The organism is Streptomyces sp. 11-1-2, from assembly GCF_003595545.1.
GTDB lineage: Bacteria > Actinomycetota > Actinomycetes > Streptomycetales > Streptomycetaceae > Streptomyces > Streptomyces hygroscopicus_B.
This window is the reverse complement of the sequence record NZ_CP022545.1, coordinates 3,488,266-3,511,334: the sequence shown is the minus strand read 5'-3', so window position 1 is coordinate 3,511,334 and position 23,069 is coordinate 3,488,266. Positions and strand designations below refer to the sequence as shown.

At 71.3% G+C, this 23,069-nt stretch carries 21 protein-coding genes and 1 riboswitch; of the genes, 17 read left to right on the top strand and 4 right to left on the bottom strand.

Annotation, left to right across the window (positions count from 1 at the left end; all coding sequences use genetic code 11):
- Window positions 1-51 precede the first annotated feature (51 nt).
- Window positions 52-1,299: an Ig-like domain-containing protein gene (locus CGL27_RS14830; protein WP_119987243.1), complete on the top strand. Its 1,248-nt coding sequence runs from the start codon at window positions 52-54 to the stop codon at window positions 1,297-1,299.
- A gap of 27 nt (window positions 1,300-1,326) precedes the next feature.
- On the opposite strand, the gene CGL27_RS14825 is transcribed toward CGL27_RS14830, so the two are convergent.
- Window positions 1,327-1,728, bottom strand: a complete 402-nt coding sequence (locus tag CGL27_RS14825) for a hypothetical protein (RefSeq protein ID WP_014060073.1) — start codon at window positions 1,726-1,728, stop codon at window positions 1,327-1,329.
- Between the two features lie 211 nt (window positions 1,729-1,939).
- On the opposite strand from CGL27_RS14825, the gene CGL27_RS14820 reads away from it, so the two are divergent.
- The 6 genes from CGL27_RS14820 (at window position 1,940) to CGL27_RS14795 (ending at window position 9,178) form a co-directional block, all read left to right on the top strand.
- Window positions 1,940-2,560 (top strand): heme-copper oxidase subunit III, encoded by a 621-nt coding sequence (locus CGL27_RS14820; protein WP_059143403.1) that lies wholly within the window; start codon window positions 1,940-1,942, stop codon window positions 2,558-2,560.
- A gap of 69 nt (window positions 2,561-2,629) precedes the next feature.
- The gene (locus tag CGL27_RS14815; protein WP_078640977.1) at window positions 2,630-3,439 is read left to right on the top strand and encodes a c-type cytochrome; all 810 of its coding nucleotides are present in this window, start codon (window positions 2,630-2,632) and stop codon (window positions 3,437-3,439) included.
- On the top strand, window positions 3,436-4,491 hold the full coding sequence (locus tag CGL27_RS14810; RefSeq protein WP_078640976.1) for a Rieske 2Fe-2S domain-containing protein: 1,056 nt from the start codon (window positions 3,436-3,438) through the stop codon (window positions 4,489-4,491). The genes CGL27_RS14815 and CGL27_RS14810 overlap by 4 nt, the downstream gene beginning before the upstream one ends.
- Window positions 4,488-6,128 carry a cytochrome bc complex cytochrome b subunit gene (locus CGL27_RS14805; protein WP_078640975.1) on the top strand — a complete coding sequence of 547 codons (1,641 nt, stop codon included), beginning with the start codon at window positions 4,488-4,490 and terminating at the stop codon, window positions 6,126-6,128. The genes CGL27_RS14810 and CGL27_RS14805 overlap by 4 nt, the downstream gene beginning before the upstream one ends.
- Before the next feature lie 167 nt (window positions 6,129-6,295).
- Window positions 6,296-7,369 (top strand): anthranilate phosphoribosyltransferase, encoded by a 1,074-nt coding sequence (gene trpD / locus CGL27_RS14800; RefSeq protein ID WP_078640974.1) that lies wholly within the window; start codon window positions 6,296-6,298, stop codon window positions 7,367-7,369.
- A 95-nt stretch (window positions 7,370-7,464) separates the two neighbouring features.
- A riboswitch (SAM riboswitch) is annotated at window positions 7,465-7,583 on the top strand.
- Between the two features lie 194 nt (window positions 7,584-7,777).
- A complete protein-coding gene (locus CGL27_RS14795; RefSeq protein WP_119987240.1) occupies window positions 7,778-9,178 on the top strand; it encodes an aminotransferase class V-fold PLP-dependent enzyme in 1,401 nt (466 codons plus the stop codon).
- 92 nt (window positions 9,179-9,270) lie between these two features.
- Here the strand turns inward: CGL27_RS14795 and CGL27_RS14790 are convergent, their stop codons facing one another.
- Window positions 9,271-9,552: an Lrp/AsnC ligand binding domain-containing protein gene (locus CGL27_RS14790; RefSeq protein ID WP_014060065.1), complete on the bottom strand. Its 282-nt coding sequence runs from the start codon at window positions 9,550-9,552 to the stop codon at window positions 9,271-9,273.
- A gap of 237 nt (window positions 9,553-9,789) precedes the next feature.
- Entirely contained in the window at window positions 9,790-10,506 is a 717-nt protein-coding gene (locus tag CGL27_RS14785; RefSeq protein WP_119987237.1) for a rhomboid family intramembrane serine protease, read from the bottom strand.
- Window positions 10,507-10,659: 153 nt separating this feature from the next.
- On the opposite strand from CGL27_RS14785, the gene CGL27_RS14780 reads away from it, so the two are divergent.
- From CGL27_RS14780 to CGL27_RS14755, 6 genes are all read left to right on the top strand, one after another.
- Window positions 10,660-10,905: a hypothetical protein gene (locus tag CGL27_RS14780; RefSeq protein ID WP_078640971.1), complete on the top strand. Its 246-nt coding sequence runs from the start codon at window positions 10,660-10,662 to the stop codon at window positions 10,903-10,905.
- Window positions 10,906-10,925: 20 nt separating this feature from the next.
- Complete coding sequence (locus CGL27_RS14775; protein ID WP_205587919.1) at window positions 10,926-12,284, top strand: NYN domain-containing protein; 1,359 nt, start codon at window positions 10,926-10,928, stop codon at window positions 12,282-12,284.
- A gap of 368 nt (window positions 12,285-12,652) precedes the next feature.
- Complete coding sequence (locus CGL27_RS14770) at window positions 12,653-13,678, top strand: C40 family peptidase (protein ID WP_078640969.1); 1,026 nt, start codon at window positions 12,653-12,655, stop codon at window positions 13,676-13,678.
- Between the two features lie 231 nt (window positions 13,679-13,909).
- Window positions 13,910-15,040, top strand: coding sequence for an NlpC/P60 family protein (locus CGL27_RS14765; protein ID WP_119987231.1), 1,131 nt, complete (start codon window positions 13,910-13,912; stop codon window positions 15,038-15,040).
- Window positions 15,041-15,071: 31 nt separating this feature from the next.
- On the top strand, window positions 15,072-16,346 hold the full coding sequence (locus tag CGL27_RS14760; protein WP_240450497.1) for a hypothetical protein: 1,275 nt from the start codon (window positions 15,072-15,074) through the stop codon (window positions 16,344-16,346).
- A gap of 73 nt (window positions 16,347-16,419) precedes the next feature.
- Window positions 16,420-17,562, top strand: a complete 1,143-nt coding sequence (locus CGL27_RS14755) for a glycosyltransferase family 4 protein (RefSeq protein ID WP_119987225.1) — start codon at window positions 16,420-16,422, stop codon at window positions 17,560-17,562.
- An 87-nt stretch (window positions 17,563-17,649) separates the two neighbouring features.
- Here CGL27_RS14755 and CGL27_RS14750 read toward each other — a convergent pair whose 3' ends face one another.
- A complete protein-coding gene (locus CGL27_RS14750) occupies window positions 17,650-19,446 on the bottom strand; it encodes an AMP-dependent synthetase/ligase (RefSeq protein WP_119987222.1) in 1,797 nt (598 codons plus the stop codon).
- Window positions 19,447-19,698: 252 nt separating this feature from the next.
- Here CGL27_RS14750 and CGL27_RS14745 point away from each other — a divergent pair, with 252 nt between their 5' ends.
- From CGL27_RS14745 to CGL27_RS14730, 4 genes are all read left to right on the top strand, one after another.
- On the top strand, window positions 19,699-20,460 hold the full coding sequence (locus CGL27_RS14745; RefSeq protein WP_119987219.1) for a metallophosphoesterase: 762 nt from the start codon (window positions 19,699-19,701) through the stop codon (window positions 20,458-20,460).
- 66 nt (window positions 20,461-20,526) lie between these two features.
- Window positions 20,527-20,967, top strand: a complete 441-nt coding sequence (locus tag CGL27_RS14740; protein WP_014060055.1) for an SRPBCC family protein — start codon at window positions 20,527-20,529, stop codon at window positions 20,965-20,967.
- A 129-nt stretch (window positions 20,968-21,096) separates the two neighbouring features.
- Entirely contained in the window at window positions 21,097-22,404 is a 1,308-nt protein-coding gene (locus CGL27_RS14735) for an ArsA-related P-loop ATPase (protein ID WP_119987216.1), read from the top strand.
- 165 nt (window positions 22,405-22,569) lie between these two features.
- Window positions 22,570-23,043: a DUF5304 family protein gene (locus tag CGL27_RS14730; RefSeq protein WP_119987212.1), complete on the top strand. Its 474-nt coding sequence runs from the start codon at window positions 22,570-22,572 to the stop codon at window positions 23,041-23,043.
- Window positions 23,044-23,069 lie beyond the last annotated feature (26 nt).

Here is a 23,069-nt window from a genome sequence, read left to right as displayed (position 1 = left end):
CGCTGCCTCACTCCGCGCGCCGTTCACGGACGCCGTTCTTACGTTGAGTCCATGAGCCACACACCTCGATCACTCCGAAGCCGGGCGGTGCTGACCTGCGCCCTGCTGGTGGCGCCGCTGATAGCGGGTGTGAGCGGATGCGCGGGATCTCCCGACCCCCTGTCCGCCAAGCCGTACGACGCCGCCGACCAGATCTCGTTCAGCGGTGACGGCGACGGCCGCAAGGCCGATCCGGACAAGCCGCTCGAAGTCACCGCCAAGGGCGGCGACAGCCGGATCACGGATGTCACGGCCACCGACGCCGGGGGCCGCTACGTCCGCGGCAAGCTGGCCGACGACGGTAGGCGCTGGCGCAGTACCGTGCCGCTGGCCGCCGGCGCCCACTACACGCTGAAGGTGTCCACAGAGGACTCCAACGGCGCTCCTGGCCGCCGTACGGTCGACTTCACCACCAGCTCCGCCCGCCGGCTGCTGAAGGTCTCCTTCGGCCCCAAGGCGGGGGAGTACGGGGTGGGGCAGCCCATCACGGCCAAGCTGAGCCGGCCCGTCAAGGACCCCTCGGCCCGCGCCGTGATCGAGCGCGCCCTGAAGGTGGACTCACGGCCCGCCGTGGAGGGCGTCTGGCACTGGGTGGACAGCCGCAACCTGCACTACCGCCCGCAGGAGTACTGGCCCGCCCACGCCACCATCACGGCGCACTCCAACCTCAAGGGCATCAGGATCGGCGGCGGCCTCTACGGCGGCGATGCCAAGTCGCTGCGGCTGACCACCGGCGACCGCCTGGAGGCCCTCACCGACTCCGGCACCCACCAGATGACGGTGAAGCGGAACGGGGTGCCGATCCGGACCATCCCGATCACCACCGGTATGCCCGGATTCGACACCCGGAACGGCATCAAGGTGGTGCTGGCCAAGGAATCCGCCGTACGGATGACGGGTGCCAGCATCGGGCTCGGCGCCGGCTCCTACGACCTGATGGTCTACTGGGCCGCCCGGGTGACCAAGAGCGGCGAATACGTCCACGCCGCGCCCTGGTCCACCGGTTCGCAGGGCTACGCCAACGTCAGCCACGGCTGCACGGGCATGAGCACGGCGAACGCCGAGTGGTTCTTCAACACCGTGCGCCTGGGTGACATCGTCCAGGTCGTACACAGCAACGGAGACGACATGGCGACGTTCGACAACGGCTACGGCGACTGGAACATGGCCTGGGCGGACTGGCGCAAGGGCAGCGCCGTCTCCGGCGGTCAGTCCGACGCCACGCCCGCCGACTCCGCCCGGCTCCGTCCCCAGGTCTGAGCAGGAGCAGGGGTGCGGACGGTGAGGTCAGGCGCCCACGGAGAGCCGCCGGCGGAGCAGCCCGGCCAGCGCGTCCGCCAGGGCCACCGGGTCCACCGGATGCGTGACCGCGGCCTCCGCGCGGCTCCAGGTGGCCAGCCAGGCGTCCTGCGGGCGGCCGATGAGCAGCAGCACCGGCGGGCATTGGAAGATCTCGTCCTTGATCTGCCGGCAGACGCCCATCCCGCCCGCGGGCGCCGTCTCACCGTCCAGCACACAGGCGTCGATGCCGCCCTCCTCCAGTGCCGAGAGAACGGCCGGGAGGGTGGCGCACTCCAGAAATTCCACCGGTGGCACATCGGCGGCGGGCCGCCGGCCGGCCGCGAGGCGCACCTGTTCGCGGGTGCTCGCGTCATCGCTGTAGACCAGCACCGTTGCGATCGGCCGCATCATGACCTCCGGGCGAAGTAAGTGATCTGCCGGGCTCCTGTGGCGGATGCTACTCCCGTACAGCCGTCCGGAGGAGGGGGCGTACGGATCTCTCCCTCCTTCGGGGGACTGTCCCGAACAACCCCGACGAGCAGGGTCGATGCCCTCGCCACGGTCCTTGACACTCCGAACGGGACCCCCGGGAGTGAGCGCTGGATAAGCGACCGACATAATGTCGGTCGTGGCGACAGCAACAGCAGTAGAAACCGGGCACGCGCACCCGTCGGTCAACCGGCCGAACCTCACCAGCGTCGGAACCATCATCTGGCTGAGTTCCGAGCTGATGTTCTTCGCGGCCCTCTTCGCGATGTACTTCACCCTGCGATCGGTGACCGGAGCCGAGCACTGGAAGGAAATGGCGTCCGCGCTGAACTTCCCGTTCTCCGCGACGAACACCACGATCCTGGTGCTCTCCTCCCTCACCTGCCAGCTCGGCGTCTTCGCCGCCGAGCGCGGCGACGTGAAGAAGCTGCGCACCTGGTTCGTGATCACCTTCATCATGGGCGCGATCTTCATCGGCGGTCAGATCTTCGAATACACCGAGCTGGTCAAGAAGGACGGGCTCTCGCTCTCCTCCGACCCGTACGGCTCGGTGTTCTACCTGACCACCGGCTTCCACGGCATGCATGTGACGGGCGGCCTGATCGCCTTCCTGTTTGTCCTGGGCAGGACGTACGCGGCCAAGAGGTTCACCCACCAGCAGGCGACGGCGGCCATCGTCGTGTCCTACTACTGGCACTTCGTCGATGTCGTCTGGATCGGCCTCTTCGCCACGATCTACATGATCAAGTAAGCCGGTCACCGCACCGGAATCACGTCCTAAACAGCATCGACGCAGAAGATCCTGACACCGGGGTAATCCGTGAAAAAGCTCTCCGCACGACGGCGCCATCCGCTGGCTGCGCTCGTCGTCCTACTCTTCGCGCTGGCGGTCACTGGGGGGCTGTACGCCGCGTTTTCGCCGAGCGAGGCGAAGGCCGACGACAGCTCCGCCCAGTCCCTCGCCATCGAGGAGGGCAAGAAGCTCTATGCCGTCGGCTGCGCCAGCTGCCATGGCACGGGCGGTCAGGGGACCTCTGACGGCCCGAGCCTGGTCGGCGTCGGCTCCGCCGCCGTGGACTTCCAGGTCGGCACCGGCCGTATGCCCGCGCAGCAGCCGGGCGCCCAGGTGCCGAAGAAGAAGAAGATCTACTCGGACGCCGATACCGAGCAGCTCGCCGCCTACATCGCCTCGCTCGGTGCGGGTCCGGTGACGCCCACCAAGAGCGAGTACAGCCCGGACGGCGCGGACGTGGCGAAGGGCGGGGAGCTCTTCCGTACGAACTGCGCGCAGTGCCACAACTTCGCCGGCAAGGGTGGCGCCCTGACCAACGGCAAGTACGCACCGGGCCTCGAGGGGGTCAGCGCCAAGCATCTCTACGAGGCCATGCAGACCGGCCCGCAGAACATGCCCAACTTCCCCGACACCGTGATGCCGGCGAAGAACAAGCAGGACATCATCGCCTACCTCGACACGGTCAACAGCGACAAGAGCAAGACCCCCGGTGGCCTCGAGCTCGGCGGGCTCGGCCCGGTGAGTGAGGGTCTGTTCGGCTGGGTCTTCGGCATGGGCGCGATGATCGTCCTCACCATCTGGGTCGCCGCCCGGACCGCAAAGGCCAAGAAGTCATGAGTAGCCACGAGATTTCAGAAGCAGAAGACAAGCTGCCGGAAGAGCGAGGGGCCGAGAGCGCCGTACGGCCGGTCGAGGACCCGTTCGCCGACCCGGGGCTGCCCCCGCACGAGCACCGTGTGCAGGACATCGACGAGCGGGCCGCGCGGCGCTCCGAGCGCACCGTCGCCCTGCTCTTCACGGTCTCGATGGTGGCCACGATCGCCTTCATCGCCGCGTATGTGGCGCTGCCGGTCGACAAGTACATCTACGTCTTCCCGATCGGGCACATCAGCGCGCTCAACTTCGCGCTCGGTGTGACGCTCGGCATCGCGCTGTTCTCCATCGGCGCGGGCGCGGTCCACTGGGCCCGCACCCTGATGTCCGATGAGGAGATCGCCGACGAGCGGCACCCCATCGAGGCCAGCCCCGAGGTGAAGTCCAAGGTCCTCGAGGATTTCGCGGCCGGCGCCAAGGAGTCCGGCTTCGGCCGGCGCAAGCTGGCCCGCAACACCCTCTTCGGCGCGCTCGCGCTGGTGCCGCTCTCCGGCGTCGTGCTGCTGCGCGACCTCGGTCCGCTGCCGGGCACCAAGCTGCGGCACACCAAGTGGGCCAAGGGCAAGCGGCTGATGAACTACAACACCATGCAGCCGCTGCGCCCCGAGGACATCTCCGTCGGTTCGCTCACCTTCGCCATGCCCGAGGGCATGAGTGAGGACCAGCACGACTTCCAGACGGAGATCGCCAAGGCGGCCCTGATGCTGGTCCGGCTGCAGCCGGAGAACATCAAGGACAAGCGCGAGCTGGACTGGTCGCACGAGGGCATCGTCGCGTTCTCCAAGATCTGCACCCACGTCGGCTGCCCGATCAACCTCTATGAGCAGCAGACGCACCACGTCCTGTGCCCCTGCCACCAGTCGACCTTCGACCTCTCCGACGGTGGCCGAGTGATCTTCGGTCCGGCCGGTCACGCGCTGCCGCAGCTGCGGATCAGGGCCAACGACCAGGGGTACCTCGAAGCCATGGGCGACTTCCCGGAGCCCGTCGGTCCTGCTTACTGGGAGCGCGGATGAGTACTACAAGCGACAGCGGTGCGCAGCAGCGCCGCGGCAAAGCGCCCGCGGGCGAGCGTGTCGCCGACTGGGCCGATGGCCGGCTGGGTGTCTACAGCCTGGCCAAGGCCAATATGCGCAAGATCTTCCCGGACCACTGGTCCTTCATGCTGGGCGAGGTCTGCCTCTACAGCTTCATCATCATCATCCTCACGGGTGTGTATCTGACGCTGTTCTTCCACCCCAGCATGGAAGAGGTCACGTACCACGGCCCGTACGTCCCGATGCAGGGCGTCAAGATGTCCGAGGCGTTCGCCTCGACGCTCGACATCAGCTTCGAGGTGCGGGGCGGTCTGCTGATCCGGCAGATTCACCACTGGGCCGCGCTGGTCTTCCTGTGCGGCATGTTCACGCACATGATGCGCGTGTTCTTCACCGGTGCGTTCCGCAAGCCGCGTGAGATCAACTGGCTCTTCGGCTTCCTGCTGTTCTTCCTCGGCATGCTGACCGGCTTCACCGGCTACTCGCTCCCCGACGACCTGCTCTCCGGCACCGGTCTGCGGTTCATCGAGGGCGTGTTCCTGTCGATCCCGGTGGTCGGCACCTACATCTCGATGTTCGTCTTCGGCGGCGAGTTCCCCGGGATGGACCTCATCCCGAGGCTCTACCCGGTCCACGTCCTGCTGCTGCCGGGCATCATGCTCGGCCTGCTGGTGGCGCACCTGATCCTGGTCTTCTACCACAAGCACACGCAGTACCCCGGGGCCGGAAAGACCGAGAAGAACGTCGTCGGCATGCCCCTGCTGCCGGTCTACATGGCCAAGGCGGGCGGCTTCTTCTTCCTGGTCTTCGGTGTGATCGCGGTCCTCTCCGCGGTCGCGACCATCAACCCGGTGTGGACCATCGGTCCCTACCGGCCCGATCAGGTGTCCACCGGCGCCCAGCCCGACTGGTATATGGGCTTCGCCGAGGGGCTGGTCCGTGTGATGCCCGGCTGGGAGATCACCGCCTGGGGTCATACGCTCGTCCTGGGCGTGTTCATCCCGATCGTGCTCTTCCCGCTGGTCCTCTTCGCGATCGGGCTCTACCCGTTCATCGAGTCCTGGATCACCGGCGACAAGCGTGAGCACCACATCCTGGACCGTCCGCGCAACGCCCCGACCCGTACGGCCTTCGGTGTCGCCTGGCTGACCGCGTACTTCGTGATGCTGATCGGTGGCGGTAACGACCTGTGGGCCACCCACTTCCACCTGTCGATCAACTCGATCACGTGGTTCGTGCGGATCGGCTTCTTCGCCGGCCCGGTCCTGGCGTTCATCGCCACCAAGCGGATCTGCCTCGGCCTCCAGCGGCGCGACCGCGACAAGGTGCTGCACGGCCGTGAGACCGGCATCATCAAGCGGCTGCCGCACGGTGAGTTCGTCGAGGTCCACGAGCCGCTCGCGCAGGAGCAGCTGCACATGCTGACCCAGCACGAGCAGCCCGAGCCCTACGAGATCGGCCCCGAGACCGACGAGAACGGGGTCAAGCGGAAGGTGACGCCCGCGCAGCGGGTCCGTTCGAAGCTCTCCAAGGGCTACTACGGCGAGGACAACGTCATTCCGAAGCCGACCCGCGAGGAGTACCACGAGATCACCAGCGGCCACGGCCACCACTGATCTCCGCCGTACCGCTCTCGCACGTCAGCTGACGCCACAGACCAGGGCCCCGGCCCGGACCACACGGTCCGGCCGGGGCCCTGGTCGTGCTGCCGATAGGCTGGCGGCGGGCCTGCTGACGTGCGCGGCCCCTTCCCTGCCCACCCCCACGGATCCAGGAGCGGACCATGGACGTTGTGACCCCCGCCGGAGGCGACAGCACCGCGACGGCCCGCACCTGGCCGGACGTACTGAGCTCGCTGATCGCCGGCCGGGACCTCGATGCCGACGACACCGCCTGGGCCATGGACCGGATCATGCGGGGCGAGGCCACCGACGCCCAGATCGCCGGTTTCGCGATCGCGCTGCGCGCCAAGGGCGAGACGGTCTCCGAGGTGGCCGGGCTGGTGCGGGCCATGTACGAACACGCCAAGGTGATCGAGGTGCCCGGGGCGACCGTGGACATCGTCGGCACCGGCGGCGACCGCGCCAGGACCGTCAATATCTCCACCATGTCCGCGCTGGTCGTCGCCGGTACCGGCGCGCGGGTCGTCAAGCACGGCAACCGCGCCTCGTCCTCCGCCAGCGGCGCCTCCGACGTGCTGGAGAAGCTCGGCGTCAACCTGGACATCACCCCGGAGCGGGTGGTCGAGGTCGCGGAGGAGGCGGGGATCACCTTCTGCTTCGCGGTGAAGTTCCACCCGTCGCTGCGGCATGTCGCCTCGGCCCGCCGCGAGCTGGGCGTCGCCACCCCGTTCAACCTGCTCGGCCCGCTGACCAATCCGGCGCGGGTGAAGTGCCAGGCGACCGGGGTCGCGGACGCCCGGATGGCGCCCATCATCGCCGGGGTGCTGGCCGAGCGGGGCTCCTCCGCGCTGGTCGTCCGCGGCGACGACGGGCTGGACGAGCTCACCGTGACCACGACCTCCCAGGTGTGGGAGGTCCGGGGCGGCGCCGTGCGCCAGGAGACCCTCGACCCGCGGGACGTGGGCATCGAGCGGGCCCCCATGGAGGCCCTGCGCGGTGCGGACGCCTCGTACAACGCCGATGTGGCCCGCCGGCTGCTGGCGGGCGAGCGGGGCCCGGTTCGGGACGCGGTGCTGCTGAACTCGGCGTCGGCGCTGGTGGCGCTCGAGCCGGAGCCGGGGGACAAGCCCCTGGCGGAGCGGATCGCGGCGGGTGTCGCGCGGGCCGCCGAGTCCATCGACTCGGGCGCGGCGCGCGACGCCCTGGAGCGGTGGGTACGGGCCACCCACGCTTAGGCGTTGCCCTTACGGCGCCCATGTTCTGTCCGTGCCCTGTCCGGGATGCGGACAGGGTATGGGCGCCGTCGTACGGCATGGCATACTCCTGACCAGGTCACGAGTGACAGCGACTACGGCCCCGGCCCGCTGTCCGGCAACCCTCCGTCCGTGGCGGGGTGCCCCGGGTGATGACCAGGCCGCCAGGCAGCGAGGCCGGCGGCAAGCGCGGACCCCTCGCACTAGGGGTCCTGGTGGTCGAGGGAGTTCTTCCGTGATGCAGCGAATGCGCTAGGGCCGAGCGGCCCGTTTCTCCTCCTGTGCTCCGCGCGGTGTGGCCGTGCGTCGAGCGACTTTCCGCGCCCTGACGGCCCGCCTACCGCCGTCTTTGTGCGCGTCACGCCTTCGACCCTCCCGGGAGACTTCGCCATGTCCGCGCGCCCTGCTGCCACCGCTTCCGCTTCCGCCGCCTCCGCCGATTCCTCCGTCGCCGCCTGTGAGCCGCTGCCCGTGCTGGGCAGCGATGTCCTGGTGCCCCTGGTCACCGGGGGCGAGGTGACCTACGCGGCGCTCGACTACGCCGCCAGCGCCCCCGCGCTGCGGCGGGTCTGGGACGACATCGCCGCCTACGCGCCCTACTACGGCAGCGTGCACCGCGGGGCGGGCTACCTCTCGCAGCTCTCCACAGACCTCTTCGAGAACAGCCGTAAGGACGTCGCCGCCTTCCTCGGCTGCCGCGAGGACGACCAGGTCGTCTTCACCCGCTCCACCACCGATTCGCTCAACCTTCTGGCCGCCGTGGCGCCGCGGGGCACCGAGGTCTTCGTCTTCGAGACCGAGCACCACGCCTCGCTGCTGCCGTGGGAGCAGCGGGACGACGTCACCGTCCGCTACCTCAGCGCCCCGCGCTCCCCGCGGCAGGCGGTGGAGACGCTGGAGCAGGCGCTCGCGGGGCGCGCCGAGGGCCCGGCGCTGGTCTGCGTGACCGGCGCGTCCAATGTGACCGGTGAGCTGTGGCCGGTGCGGGAGCTGGCCGCGGCCGCGCACGCACACGGCGCCCGTATCGTCCTGGACGCCGCGCAGCTCGCCCCCCACCACCCCGTGGACATCGCGGAGGCGGACGTCGACTGGGTGGCCTTCTCCGGGCACAAGCTGTATGCCCCCTTCGGCGCCGGTGTGCTGGCCGGGCGCGCGGACTGGCTGCTGGCGGCCCGGCCGTATCTGGCGGGCGGTGGTGCCAGCCGTAAGGTGACGCGCAGGGACGACGGGGGCGTCGACGTCGAGTGGCACACCACCGCCGCCCGGCACGAGGCGGGCTCGCCGAACGTCATCGGCGTCTACGCGATCGCGTCGGCGTGCAGGGCGCTGGCCGAGGCCGGTTTCGAGGGCCTGGTCGCCCGTGAGCGGGAGCTGATCGAGAAGGTGCGGGCGGGGCTGGCCGAGGTGCCCGAGGTGCGGGTGCTCTCGCTGTTCGGCGACGACGCCCCCCGGGTCGGCGTGCTGTCGTTCGTGGTGGAGGGATGGAACAGCTCCCACTTCGCGGCGGCGCTCTCCGCGGAGTACGGCATCGGCGTACGCGACGGGCTCTTCTGCGCGCATCCGCTGGTCCGCACCCTGCTGGACAGCGAGCCCGACGAGCCGGGCGAATGCGGCGCGCCGGAGGCCGCGCCGGGGGAGCGCTCGCTGAACGCGATCCGGGTCAGCTTCGGGGCGGGCACCCCGGACGAGCATGTCGAGCGGTTCGTGGGCGCCGTGAAGGAGCTGGTGCGCGAGGGTGCCCGGTGGAGCTACCGCACCGAGGACGGCCGCTGCGTCCCGGACCGCGGCTGAGCCCCTGGGCCCGGGGCGGCGGGGCTGAGGGAGCCGCTGGGTCCCGGGGCCCGGGGCCGGGGCCCCGGGGCCGAGGCGCCGAGGGCGTGGCGCTAGCCGTCGAGGCCGATCGCGAACGCCGCCTCGAGGTCGTGCTGCGAGTACGTCCGGAAGGCGATGTGCGTCTCGGTCGAGGCCACCCCCGGCAGCTTGCTGATCTGGCCGGTGATGATGTCCGCGAGGTCGTCGTGCCGGGCCACCCGCACCATGGCGATCAGATCGTGTGCGCCGGTGACCGAGTAGACCTCGCTCACGTTCTCCAGCGCGGCGATCTTCTCGGCGGTCTCCGGAATCCGGTCCACGCTGGTCTTGATGAGCACGATCGAAGTGATCACGGCTGGCTTTCTCCCTCACTGGCCCTGGCTGCGCCGCCCACTCTAAGGGGTCTTGAGCAAGCCCGGGCGGCGTCGCGGGGCGATGGGCGGCGCCTGGCCGCACCCCGCTCGTCGCGCGCAGCACCTCCCTCAGCTACCGCTGGGCGGTGCCCCCCGCGCTCTCCTCACGGGGCACGCCCATGCTTGCCCCTCGCCCCTCCCCCTCGGCCCTGGCGGGCCTGGGCGGTCCCCCCTCCTTCACCCACCCGGACTTGCCCAAGACCGCTTAGCCCTCCGCCCGAACCGCCCCCACGCGTAGAGAAAGCCGAGCGTGAAGCCCACGAGATGGGCGAGATAGGCGACGCCGGGGCGGTCGTCGGCCTGCCGGGCGGCCAGCCACTGGAGGGCCACCCAGAAGATCAGCACCGCCCAGGCAGGAAAGCGCAGCGGCAGAAAGAACAGAAACGGAAAGAGACTGGTCACCCTGGCCCGGGGAAACAGCCACAGGAAGGCGCCGAGTACCCCGGAAATGGACCCGGAGGCGCCCACCAGGGTCTGGGCGGAGTCGGCGTGCGCGGCGGCGTAGCCGAGCAGCGCCAGATAGCCCGTGACGAGGTAGAAGACGGCGAACTGGACTCGTCCCATCCGCTCCTCGGTCATCGCCCCGAAGACGTAGAGAAACAGCATGTTGCCGAGCAGATGCAGCCAGTTTCCGTGCACGAACAGCGCGGTCAGCGGGGCGAGCGGCTGATCGGGGGCGCCGCTCCACAGGGCGCTGGGCACCACTCCCCAGCGCTCGAAGTACGTGGACTGGGCCTCCACCAGCCGCCCGCCCGTGCCATAGCCGGGGTTGAGCCCCGAGGCCGGTCCGATGACGAAGAGCAGGCAGCAGCTGACGATCAGGCCGTATGTCACCCACGGGCGGCCGGGCCCCGCCATCCAGGGGCGGTCGCGCCCCGACGACGTCTCGATCATGGTCAGATCATTCCGTACCGGGCGCAACCTGCACAGAGCGCCCCGCCGCGCTCCTGCCCGGGACGCGGGCGGGACGGGCCCGGCGCGGGGCAAGGCTCAGGCCGTAGGGTTACAGGACGCCGCCGACGAGCCGAGAAGCGAGGACCCGCAATCATGGCCGTGCCCCTGCCGACCGCCCAGACCCGCTGGCGTTGCACACTGTGCGGCAACCTCACCCGGTTCGATGTGACCCGCTCGACCAGAGCCGTGGAGTATGTGCATCTCGACTTGGCCGGGGAACCCGGTGTCGAGGAACGCGAGGTGCTCAGTGAGACCATTGAGTCAGTGCGCTGTCGCTGGTGCAACGCGGTCGACCAGGTTGAACTCGTGGACCGCCCCGGCACCGGCCCGAGCGCCTGAGAACGGAGCGATGACAGGTGGTGGAGCGGACCGGTGACCCCGGGGCGGCCGGTGATGCCGAGAGCGTCACCGAGGCGCTGGACCGCCCGCTGCCGGAAGGAGTGCGGCGGCGGGTGGTGGCGCTGGTCGCGGACACCTTCGGCGGCCTGACGGTCACCGAGCTGCCCACCCAGCTGCGGCAGTACGCCCGTTTCACCCCGACCCGCCGCGCCAAGTTCGCGGGCAACGCGATGGCCGCCGCGGTGGAGAGCGACCCCGTCTTCCGGCAGCGGATCGCGGGACGGCTGCGGGAGACCCAGCGGGAGCTGGCCGACGCCATCGAGGGCGGATCGCCGCCCGCCGCGGCCGATCCGGTGGATGTGGCGGCGGTGGCCTATGTGCTGCGGCCGGTGGGCTGGGTCAAGCTGGTCGAGGCGGCGGGCGAGGAGGCCCAGCGGGCCTCCGCCGAGCGGGCCGGTGAGGAGGCGGCGCGCGAGCTGCAGCGGCTGCGCGACGAACTCGCCGAGGCCAAGGCGGCCACCCGGCACGAGACGGAGCGGACGCGCACCGAGTTGGAGGCCGCCCGCAAGGAGAACGACGGGCTGCAGCGCAAGCTGCGCAGCGCGCAGAGCGATGTGCGGCGGGGCGCGGCCGCGGTGCGCAAGGCCGAGGCCGAGCTGGAGTCCGTACGGGCGGAGGCGGCGGCCCGTCAGGCCACCGCGGACAGCGAGGCACGGCGGCTGCGGGCCCGACTCGCGGAGGCGGAGTCGGCGCTGGAGGCCAGCCGGCGGGCGGTGCGCGAGGGGCGCAGCGTGGAGGACATGCGGCTGCGGCTGCTGCTGGACACGGTGCTGGACGCGGCCCAGGGGCTGCGGCGCGAACTGGCCCTGCCGCCCGCGTCGATGCGCCCGGCGGACATGGTGGACGCCGTGGAGCCGGGGAAGATGACACCGAAGGACATAGCGACCAGGGCGCTGTCGGAGATGGACCCGGCCCTGCTGGACCAGCTGCTCGCGCTGCCGCAGGCGCATCTGGTGGTGGACGGCTACAACGTCACCAAGACCGGCTATCCCACGATGCCGTTGGAGAAGCAGCGGCTGCGGCTGCTGGGCGGTCTCGCGGTGCTCGCGGCCCAGACGGGCGCGGAGATGACCTGTGTCTTCGACGGGGCCGAGCTGGCCGCGCCGGTGCTGCTCGCGCCGCCGCGCGGGGTGCGGGTGCTGTTCAGCAAGCCGGGGGTGACGGCGGACGAGTTGATCCGCCAGATCGTGCGGGCGGAGCCGCCGGGCCGGCCGGTGGTGGTGGTGTCCACCGACCGTGAGGTGGCCGACGGGGTGGCGCGCGCCGGAGCGCGCCCCGTGGCATCCGCGTTGCTGCTGAAGCGACTTGCCCGTACCTGAGGGGTCGTAGCCCGTATCTCCGTTATTCCCGTATCCCCGGATTCAGGGTTTCTGGGCTTCTGTGGCTCCGGGCCCGAACTCCCTTCAGAGGTCGGCCTCGAACCCGTCTGATGTCAGCGGAGCGTCAATCGACCATCACTGCCCGTGTGACATTCGTAAAAGATGCGCTTCCGGAGCGACTTTTTTGCCGTTGGGATTTGAACGGATCACGGCGGGGTCACTAAGGTCGGCTCGAACCTTCGCGCGGTTGATCACCCATCCGGGGTGACAGCGAAGGTACCGCCGAGTCCGCGCCCTGTCGCGGAGCCGGGGCTTCACAACCCCACCAACTCCCGGTAGGCGGCTGGAGGAAGAAGGAGCTCGCCTTCGTGGCGTCCCACCGTCGACCCAAGCAGCCGAGCCGCACTCGGGTAACCGTCCTTACCGCGACCGCGGCAGCCGCCGTCGCTCTCACTTCCCAGGCCGCCCAGGCCGCTCCGAAGCAGGACAAGAAGGACGTCAAGGAGCAGGTCGACAAGCTCTACGAAGAGGCGGAGCAGGCGACCGAGAAGTACAACGGCGCCAAGGAAAAGCAGCAGAAGCTGGAGAAGCAGGTCGGCGATCTGCAGGACAAGGTGGCGCGCGGCCAGGAGGACCTGAACAAGCTGCGCAACGGCCTGGGTTCGATGGCCACCGCCCAGTACCGCTCCGGCGGCATCGACCCCTCGGTGCAGCTTCTCCTCTCCTCCGACCCGGACACCTACCTCGAGAAGGCGTCCACCCTCAGCCAGCTGAGCGGCAAGCAGGCCGAGTCCCTGCGGAAGATCGCCGACAAGCAGCGCACCCTCAAGCAGCAGCGCGAGGAGGCGTCCACCAAGCTGCAGGACCTGGCGGACACCCGTAAGGCGCTCGGCAAGAAGAAGGACGAGATCCAGGGCAAGCTGTCCAAGGCCCGGAACCTCCTCAACACCCTGACCGCCAAGGAGCGCGCCAAGATAGCGGCCCAGGACGCGGAGCGCGCCAACCGCTCCAGCAGCCGGGTCGACCTGGGCAACGAGGTACCGGAGTCGGGGCGTGCCGCCGCCGCGCTCGCCGCCGCCAAGACGAAGATCGGCCTCCCGTACGTCTGGGGCGCGACCGGTCCGTCCTCCTTCGACTGCTCCGGACTCACCGGCTGGGCCTACCAGCAGGCCGGGGTGCAGCTCCCGCGCATCTCCCAGGACCAGGCGAACGCCGGCAGCCGCATCGGCCGCGGTGAGCTCAAGCCGGGCGACCTGGTGCTCTTCTACGGCGACCTGCACCACATAGGTCTCTACGCGGGCAACGGCCAGGTGCTGCACGCGCCCAAGCCCGGTGCCGGTGTGCGCTACGAGTCGATGGACAACATGCCGTTCCAGTTCGGCGTCCGGGTCTGATCCGGAAGGTCTGATCAGGAACTGGGAAACGGGTCTCAAACCGCCCCAAGAGCCATCCTTTCGGGCGAATCTCCAGCACGCTCGCTGATCCCCCGCCCCGCCGGTGACCTGCGTCACTCGGCGGGGCGTCAGTTTCTCCGCACACCACGGCCGTTGGACCGTGGGTAGCCCCACGGCTACTGTCTGCCCGCAGTTCTCAGCCCGACACTGCGGAAGGGAGTGCGGCTACCCATGGCGTCCTGTCGTCGCGTCGCGAAACTCGGGTCCGGCCGGGCCGCCGTCTGGACCGCCGCCTCGGCGGCCGCGGTGGCCTCCGCCGCCGCGCTGTCCGCTGTGGCGGCCGGTGCCGAACCGCATGACCCGGCGGGCCGTCCGGCCGCCCGGTCCGCCGGCGACCGCATCGCCACGCTCTACGCCCAGGCGGAGCGGGCCACCGAGCGCTACAACGCGGCGAAGACGCGCACCCAGGCCCTGCGCCGCGAGGTCGACCGGATCCAGGACCGGGTCGCCCGGGGCCAAGGGCGGGTCAACCGCATGCGGATGGCGCTCGGCGCCCTCGCGGGTGGGCAGTACCGCACCGGCGGGATCGACCCGGGCCTCGCCCTGCTCCTCTCCGGCGACCCGGCCCAGTACCTCGACAGGGCCGCCACCCTGGAGCGGATCACCAGCCGCCAGGCCGCACGGCTACGGGTGGTGCAGAGCGCCCAGCGCACACTGCGGCAGGAGCGCGCGGAGGCCGCGGCCAAGCTGGTGAAGCTGGAGCACAGCCGCCGGGTCGTGGCCCGCCACAAGCGGGCGGTCCAGCACCGGCTGGCCACCGCGCGGCGGCTGGTGAACGCGCTGCCGCCCAGGGAGCGGGAGACCTATGGGCAGCACCGCGCCTCGCGGGCGGGCGGACGGGAGCCCGGCGCCCTCGCAGGGCTGCCGCCGGGCACCCTCTCCGGTTCCGGTATCGGAACCGGAGCCGGTGAGCTCCCCGGTGGCCGCATCGGCGGGCGGCATGCCGCGCCGTTCTCGGGGCGGGCCGCCGCGGCGTTCGGCGCGGCACGGGCGGCCCTCGGGCTGCCGTACGCATGGGGCCACGCCGGTCCCACCGCCTTCGACTGCTCCGGGCTGACCCAATGGGCCTACGCCCACGCCGGAGTGGCCATTCCGCGCACCTCACAGGCCCAGGCGCACGCCGGGCAGCCGGTGCCGCTGTCCCAGGCCCGCCCCGGCGATCTGGTGGTCTACCGCTCCGACGCCAGCCATGTCGCCATGTACGCGGGCAACGGACAGGTGATCCACGCCCCCTACCCCGGGGCGCGGGTCCGCTACGACCCCGTGGGCATGTTGCCGATCTCTTCCATCACTCGCGTCTGAAGCCGGCGCGCGGGCTCGTACGATCTAAGACGTGGCGGGTCGGTGGAGATCGGGCGGATGGCGGGCGCTGTTGTGCCTGCCGCTGGTGGGCACGTTCACCCTGACCGCGCTGGGCGGCTGCGCCCCCGCCCCCGCGCCCGACGACCCCGAGGGGCGCGACGGCCGGGCCGTGCAGCGCCTGCTGGACCAGCGGGCCGCGGCGGTCCGGGAGCGGGACGCGGACGCCTTCCTCGCCACCGTGGACCGCGGCTCCGCCCGCTATGTGGCCGAGCAGCGGCGGGTGTTCCGGCAGATGTCCGCCGTACCGCTGCGCTCCTGGACCTACCGGCTGGTGCGCACCGGCGGTTTCACCCCCGCGCCGGTCGGCGGGCGCAGCCTCGCCGCGCAGGTCGAACTCCGGTACCGGCTGACGGGATACGACACCGCGCCGGTCGTCTCCGCCCAGTACCTGACCCTCGCCCGGCGCGACGGGCGGTGGTACGTCGCCTCCGACGACGGCGTGGTGGACGGCAAGCGCGGTACGGAACAGCTCTGGGACCAGGGCACGGTCGACGTCGTCCGCGGCGCCCACAGCCTCGTCCTTGGCGTCGGCCAGGACCGGCGGGTGCTGCGCGCGGTCGCCGGTATCGCGGACCGGGCGGTGCCCGTCCTCGGCCGGGTCTGGCCCCATGAGTGGGCCGGACGCGTCGTGGTCGAGGTCCCCGACTCCCTGGGCCGGATGGCGGCCCTGCTCGGCGCCTCCGCGGACGGCTACCGCGGGATCGCCGCCGTCACCACGGGCGAGGTCGGCGGGGCCGGTGACGAGGCGCCCGCCGACCGGGTGATCGTCAACCCCGAGGCGTACCAGGTCCTCGGCGACTTCGGCCGGCGCGTCGTGGTCACCCATGAGACGGCCCATGTCGCCACCCGCACCGCCACCAGCGCCTCCACTCCGCTGTGGCTCTCCGAGGGCTTCGCCGACTGGGTGGGCTACCGCACCCCCGGCCGCACCCCCCGCCAGGTCGCCCCCGAACTCACCGACGCCGTCGTCGCCGGGCGGCTGCCCACCTCGCTGCCGCGCGACGACGACTTCCGCTTCGGCAGCGACCCCGACCGCCTCTCCCGCGCCTATGAACAGGGCTGGCTCGCCTGCCGCCTGATCGCGGACCGGTGGGGCGAGCGGAAGCTGGTCGACTTCTACCGCGCGGTGGGCCGGGCGCCCGAGCGCTCGGGGGCCGTGGAGTCGGCGCTGCGGAAGGTGCTGGGGGTGAGCCTGACGGAGTTCACGGCGCTGTGGCAGAAGTACGTGGCGACCGAGCTGGGCTGAGGGCCGCCCGCCCTGGTCCCGGCCCGGGTGGGCCGGAGCGGGCGCGCCGCGGCACCCGGTACTGTCGGCCACGATGGACAAGACCCTGCTCGTGACCAACGACTTTCCGCCCCGCCCCGGCGGCATCCAGGCGTTTCTGCACAACATCGCGCTGCGCCTCGACCCGGACCGGATCGTCGTCTACGCCTCCACCTGGAAGCGCGGCCAGGAGGGCGCCGAGGCCACCGCCCGCTTCGACGCCGAGCAGCCGTACCAGGTCGTCCGGGACCGGACGGCCATGCTGCTGCCCACCCCGAGGGTCACCCGCCGCGCGACCGCGCTGCTGCGGGAGCACGGCTGCACCGCGGTGTGGTTCGGCGCCGCCGCGCCGCTGGGGCTGATGGCCCCCGCGCTGCGCGCGGCGGGGGCGCGGCGGCTGGTGGCCACGACCCACGGCCACGAGGCGGCCTGGGCGCAGTTGCCCGCCGCGCGGCGGCTGCTGCGGCGGATCGGCGGGTCCACGGACACCATCACCTATCTCGGTGAGTACACCCGCTCCCGTATCGCCGCCGCGCTCGACCCCCGGGACGCCGCCCGGATGGTGCAACTGCCGCCCGGTGTGGACGAGAAGACCTTCCACCCCGGCTCGGGCGGCGACGAGATCCGGGCCCGCCTCGGCCTCGCCGAGCGGCCCGTCGTGGTGTGCGTCTCCCGGCTGGTGCCGCGCAAGGGGCAGGACACGCTGATCCGGGCCATGCCGCGGATCCTGAAGCGGGTGCCGGACGCCGTGCTGCTGATCGTCGGCGGCGGGCCGTACGCGAAGGACCTGCGCCGGCTCGCGGAGACCGAGGGCGTGGCCGACTCCGTACGGTTCACCGGCCCCGTGCCCTGGGAGGAGCTGCCCGCCCACTACGGCGCGGGCGACGTCTTCGCCATGCCCTGCCGCACCCGCCGCGGCGGGCTGGACGTCGAGGGCCTCGGCATCGTCTATCTGGAGGCGTCCGCGACCGGGCTGCCGGTCGTCGCCGGGGACTCGGGCGGGGCGCCGGACGCGGTGCTGGACGGGGAGACCGGGTGGGTCGTACGGGGCGACTCCGCCGAGCAGAGCGCCGAGCGCGTCGTGACCCTGCTGGAGGACGCCGAGCTGCGCCGCCGCATGGGCGAGCGGGGCCGCGCCTGGGTGGAGGAGCGCTGGCGCTGGGATCTGCTGGCCGACCGTCTGAAGTCACTGCTGTGACGGGCGCCGACGTCGGGCCGTGACGGTCCCTGAGGTCGCTGTTGTGACGGTCCGGGCCCGGGGCATCGCCCCGGGGCCCCGCCGTCGTCAGCCGCGGTAGATGGCCTCGATCTCGGACGCGAAGTCCTTCGCCACCACGTTCCGCTTCAGCTTCAGCGAGGGCGTCACATGCCCGGAGTCCTCGGTGAACTGCGTCGCCAGGACGCGGAACTTGCGCACCGACTCCGCCTTGGACACCGCCGCGTTGCCGTCCTCCACCGCCTGCTGGATCTCGGCCAGCAGCTCCGGGTCCTCGCGCAGCTCGGCCACCGTCACACCCTCGGGCTTGCCGTGCTCGGCCGCCCAGCGCGGCAGGAACTCCTCGTCCACCGTGATCAGCGCGCCCACGAAGGGACGGCCGTCGCCGACGACCATGCACTCGGCGACCAGGGCATGGGCGCGGATCCGGTCCTCGATCACCGCCGGGGCGACGTTCTTGCCGCCCGCGGTGACGATGATCTCCTTCTTGCGGCCGGTGATGGTGAGGTAGCCGTCCTCGTCGAGCGTGCCCACGTCCCCGGTGTGGAACCAGCCGTCCGACAGCGCGTCGGCCGTGGCCGTCTCGTTGTTCCAGTACTCGGTGAAGAGGTGCTCGCCGTGCAGCAGCACCTCGCCGTCGTCGGCGATGCGCACCACCGTGCCCGGCATCGGCTGCCCGACCGAGCCGATCTTCTGCCGGTCCCAGGGGTTGAAGGTGGTCGCCGCGCAGGACTCCGTCAGGCCGTACCCCTCCAGCACCGTGAAGCCGATGCCCCGGTAGAAGTGGCCCAGCCGCGCGCCCAGCGGGGCACCGCCGGAGATGGCGTGGGTGGCCCGGCCGCCCAGAACGGCCCGCAGCTTGCTGTAGACCAGCCGGTCGAAGACCTTGTGCTTGAACCGGAGCCCGAAGGACGGCCCGCCCGGGGCGTCCAGCGCCTGGCTGTACTCGATGGCGGTGTCGGCCGCCTTGTCGAAGATCTTGCCCTTGCCCTCGGACTGGGCCTTCGCCCGCGCCGAGTTGTAGACCTTCTCGAAGACGCGCGGCACGCCCAGCACCAAGGTGGGCCGGAACGCGGCGAGTTCGTCGGTCAGGGACTTCACATCCGGCACATGGCCGAGCTTGATCGGCGCCAGCACCGCCGCGATCTCCACCAGCCGCCCGAAGACATGGGCCTCGGGGAGGAACAGCAGCACCGACGATTCACCGGTGTTGAAGATCGGCTTGAGCCGCGCCACCGCGTTGCCGCATTCGGCGAAGAAGCTGCGGTGCGAGAGCACACAGCCCTTGGGGCGGCCCGTGGTGCCCGAGGTGTACACGATGGTGGCGGGGGAGTCGGCGTTGGCGATCGAGGAGCGCTCGTCCACCTTCTCCTCGGGCACGTCCGCGCCCAGCTTCCGCAGCGTCTCGATGGCGTCGCCCTCGATCCGCCAGACATGCTTCAGGGTGGGCAGGCTGTCCCGGATGGCCTCGACGGCGGCCTCGTGGACTCCGGTCTCGACCAGCGCGGCCATCGCGCCCGAATCGCTGAGGATCCACTGGATCTGCTCCGGTGAACTCGTCTCGTACACCGGCACGGTGATCCCGCCGGCGCTCCAGATGGCGAAGTCCAGCAGCGTCCATTCGTAGCGGGTCCGCGACATCAGGCCGACCCGGTCGCCCGGCTCGACCCCGGCCGCGATCAGGCCCTTGGCGGCGGCCCGCACTTCGGCCAGGAACGCGGTCGCGGTCACGTCCTCCCATTGGCCGTCGACCTTGCGGCCGACCACGGCGACATCGGGATGCTGTGCGGCATTGCGGCGGATGAGATCCGTCAGATTGCCGTCGGCCGGAACCTCGTACAGGGCCGGAAGGCTGAACTCGCGCAAGACTGCTGCTCCTCATGGGGCGCCGGCGCCGCTACAGGGCATGGGGGGTGGTGGACGGCCCGGACGTTACCCATCGGTACGCTTCCGGGATAGGGGTTCCTGCCCAGATGTTTGATGCGTCACACACCGCCTTCATGCTGCCCGCACACTAGTCGACGGACACCGCGGCCGCTAAGGAACCGCAGGTGGACGCGGGTCGCTGCAGGCAGAACACCTTACGGGCGCGGGCCCTTTCGTCTTAGGGTGACATGCATGCGAGTCCACGTGGTGAGTGACGTGCACGGCAACAGTGAGGACCTCGAGAAGGCCGGTGACGGGGCGGATGCCCTGATCTGTCTCGGCGACCTCGTGCTCTTCCTCGACTACGCCGATCACACCCGTGGCATCTTTCCCGATCTCTTCGGGGTCGAGAACGCCGACCGCCTCGTCGAGCTGCGCACCGCCCGCCGGTTCGAGGAGGCCCGGGTGTTCGGCGACCGGCTGTGGGCCGGGATCGACCGCCACGCGGCGATAGAGTCCGCGATCCGCCGCCAGTACGCCGAGCTCTTCGCCGCGTTCCCCACTCCGACGTACGCCACCTACGGAAATGTCGACATGCCGTCACTGTGGCCGGAGTACGCCCAGTCCGGTACCACCGTCCTCGACGGCGAGCGCGCCGAGATCGGCGGGCTGGTCTTCGGTTTCGTGGGCGGCGGGCTGCGCACCCCGATGCGCACCCCCTACGAGGTCGACGACGAGACCTACGCGGCGAAGATCGCGGCGCTCGGCGAGGTGGATGTGCTCTGTACCCACATCCCGCCGGAGGTGCCCGACCTCTGCTACGACACCGTCGCCCGCCGCTTCGAGCGCGGCAGCACCGCCCTGCTGGAGGCGATCCACACCGTCCGTCCCAAGTACGCCCTCTTCGGCCATGTTCATCAGCCGCTCGTCCGCCGTATGCGAATCGGCGCCACCGAGTGCGTCAATGTCGGACACTTCGCCTCTTCCGGCACCCCCTGGGCCCTGGAGTGGTGACGCGCGCGCGGTAGCCTTCAGCGGCAGAGAGCTCATGCGGCGGACCGGTACGGAGGAGCCACGGCGATGGCGGAACACACCAGCTCGAGCATCACGATCGAGGCGGCCCCGGCCGACGTGATGGAGGTGATCGCCGACTTCGACCGTTACCCGGAGTGGTCCGGTGAGGTGAAGGAGGCCGACATCCTCACCAAGGACGACCGGGGGCGCGCCGAGCAGGTGCGGATGCTGCTCGACGCCGGGGCGATCAAGGACGACTACACCCTCCAGTACAGCTGGACCGGAGACGACCAGGTCAACTGGTCCCTGGTCAAGTCCCAGATGCTGCGCACCCTTGACGGCTCCTACCGGCTGTCGGCGCGCGACGGCGGCAAGAGCACCGAGGTGACGTACCAGCTCACGGTCGACGTCAAGATCCCCATGCTGGGCATGATCAAGCGCAAGGCCGAGAAGGTCATCATCGACCGCGCGCTCGCGGGCCTGAAGAAGCGCGTCGAGAGCGCCTGACCCGGGCGGACCACCCCCCCGGCCCCGACGGTGCCCGGGGTGGTCCGCGGCGCGGGGTACGCTCCGGCCGGGCGGATCATCCAACCCGCGCCGCGCATCTGACGCACCACCCTGCCGGAGGCTCCCTTCATGCGTACGGTCCTCGTCACCGGTACCGGCGGCGCGGGCCGCACCACCGTGGCCGCCGCGACCGCCCTCGCCGCCGCCCGTGAGGGGCAGCGGACGCTGCTGCTCACCGCCGACCCGGACGGCACCCCCGAGGCGCTGCTCGGCATCCGCGCGCTGCGGTCCGCCCCCGGGCGGTCGGCGGACCGGCTGCCGTGGTCCGTACCCGTCGAGCTCGCCCCCGGGGTGTGGGCCGCGCGGATCATCACGGACGAGTGGTTCCGTAGTGAGCTCACCGCCCTGCAGGACCGCGGCCACGGCCTGCTCGACCTGCTCGGCGCGACCCCGCTGGACGGCGAGGAGCTGACCCCCCTCCCCGGGGTGGAGTCCCTCGCGCTGCTGCGCGCCCTGCGCGCCGCCCAGACCGCCCCGCCCGGCACCGGCTGGGACGTCCTCGTCGTCGACATGCCGCCCGCGCCGGACACCGTCGCGCTGCTCGCGCTGCCCGAGCAGCTACGGCGCTATCTGCGGCGGCTGCTGCCCGCCGAGCGGCAGGCGGCCCGTGCGCTGCGGCCGATGCTCGCCCAGCTCGCGGGGGTGCCGATGCCCGCGCAGAAGCTGTACGAGACGGCCGAGCGCTGGGAGCGGGAACTGGCCGCCGTCCAGGGGGTGATCGAGTCCGAGGCCACGACGGTACGGCTGGTCGTGGAGCCCGGGCCGCTCGCCGACCGGGCGCTGCGCACCGCCCGCGCCGGTCTGGCGCTGCACGGCTGCCGGGTGGAGGCGGTGATCGCGAACCGGCTGCTGCCCACCGGGACCTCCGACCCCTGGCTCGCCGCGCTCTCCGGCCAGCAGCAGGACGCGCTCAAGGAGCTGTACGAGCAGTGGGCGCCCGCCGTCCCGGTCCGTGAGCTGCCGCATCTGGGCCGCGATCCGCACGGCGTCGGCGACCCGCGGGGCGCGGAGCCGCGGCCCGGTACGGACGGTGTGGACGCTCAGCGCGCCCCGGCCGGGCTCGCCGCGCTCGCCGGGGCCGTCGGGGCCCCCGGGGCGCGGCCCGACCGGCCCGCCCCCGACCCCTGGACCGTCGAGGACCGGCTGGCCGACGACGGGGTGCTGCTGTGGCGGCTGCCGCTGCCCGGTGCCGACCGCGACGGGCTCGGGCTGGTGCGCCGGGGCGACGAACTGATCGTCAGCGTCGGCCCGTTCCACCGGATGCTGCCGCTGCCGTCCGCCCTGCGCCGCTGCACCGTCTCCGGCGCCGGGCTGCGCGACGGATGGCTCCAGGTCCGCTTCACCCCCGACCCCGACCTGTGGCCGAAGCGGCTCTGAACCCGGCTCCGGCCGTGGCGGTCCGGGGCCCCGGCTCCGGCGGGTCCCCGGCTCCGGTCCTGGCCGGTCCCGGGCTCTGACCCCGCCCCCCTCCTTCCGGTAACGTCGGTCACAAGCCCGGATGAACAGGCCGGGCAGCCAGCATCCCCGCCGCAGGAGTTCGCCATGAGCGATGCCACCGAGCGCCCCGCAGAGCCCCCGCTCACCGATGTACCGGTCACCGAGCTGGACCCCGACGCCTGGGAGCGGGCGTGTGCCGAGGACCTCGCCGCCGAGCGGGCCAGACGGCGGACCCGGCAGACCGCCGAGGAGCCGGGGAGTGTCGCCGAGGAGTTCCTCAAGCTGGCCGACGCGCTCGCCGACAAGGTCGCCGGGCTCCAGGCGCCGATCGCCGGGACGGCGGTTCAGGGGGCCGTACAACAATTGATCGAACAGGCGAAGGCCGCCGCGGAACCGGTCATAGAGCGCAATCCCGATGTTTTCGAACACCTCGCCAGCGCCGGTTCCGAGCTGCTCGCCGCCTATCGCGCCGCCGTGACCGGCCAGGAGCGGCGCTGGACCCAGGGCGCCGAGGGCAGCTCCAAGGATCGCGGCGAGGAATCGGAGAGTTCGAGTAGTGAACACATCGACCTCGACTGAGCGCCACCTCCGGTACCGTTAGCGTC

Bases quoted from the DNA above. Each gene is read 5' to 3' on its own strand.
- CGL27_RS14765 (WP_119987231.1), top strand. From the start codon at position 13,910: ATGGCGTCCTGTCGTCGCGTCGCGAAACTCGGGTCCGGCCGGGCCGCC.
- trpD (WP_078640974.1), top strand. From the start codon at position 6,296: ATGGACGTTGTGACCCCCGCCGGAGGCGACAGCACCGCGACGGCCCGC.
- CGL27_RS14740 (WP_014060055.1), top strand. From the start codon at position 20,527: ATGGCGGAACACACCAGCTCGAGCATCACGATCGAGGCGGCCCCGGCC.
- CGL27_RS14735 (WP_119987216.1), top strand. From the start codon at position 21,097: ATGCGTACGGTCCTCGTCACCGGTACCGGCGGCGCGGGCCGCACCACC.
- CGL27_RS14745 (WP_119987219.1), top strand. From the start codon at position 19,699: ATGCGAGTCCACGTGGTGAGTGACGTGCACGGCAACAGTGAGGACCTC.
- CGL27_RS14785 (WP_119987237.1), bottom strand. From the start codon at position 10,506: ATGATCGAGACGTCGTCGGGGCGCGACCGCCCCTGGATGGCGGGGCCC.
- CGL27_RS14795 (WP_119987240.1), top strand. From the start codon at position 7,778: ATGTCCGCGCGCCCTGCTGCCACCGCTTCCGCTTCCGCCGCCTCCGCC.
- CGL27_RS14755 (WP_119987225.1), top strand. From the start codon at position 16,420: ATGGACAAGACCCTGCTCGTGACCAACGACTTTCCGCCCCGCCCCGGC.
- CGL27_RS14780 (WP_078640971.1), top strand. From the start codon at position 10,660: ATGGCCGTGCCCCTGCCGACCGCCCAGACCCGCTGGCGTTGCACACTG.
- CGL27_RS14805 (WP_078640975.1), top strand. From the start codon at position 4,488: ATGAGTACTACAAGCGACAGCGGTGCGCAGCAGCGCCGCGGCAAAGCG.
- CGL27_RS14825 (WP_014060073.1), bottom strand. From the start codon at position 1,728: ATGCGGCCGATCGCAACGGTGCTGGTCTACAGCGATGACGCGAGCACC.
- CGL27_RS14830 (WP_119987243.1), top strand. From the start codon at position 52: ATGAGCCACACACCTCGATCACTCCGAAGCCGGGCGGTGCTGACCTGC.
- CGL27_RS14820 (WP_059143403.1), top strand. From the start codon at position 1,940: ATGTCGGTCGTGGCGACAGCAACAGCAGTAGAAACCGGGCACGCGCAC.
- CGL27_RS14810 (WP_078640976.1), top strand. From the start codon at position 3,436: ATGAGTAGCCACGAGATTTCAGAAGCAGAAGACAAGCTGCCGGAAGAG.
- CGL27_RS14730 (WP_119987212.1), top strand. From the start codon at position 22,570: ATGAGCGATGCCACCGAGCGCCCCGCAGAGCCCCCGCTCACCGATGTA.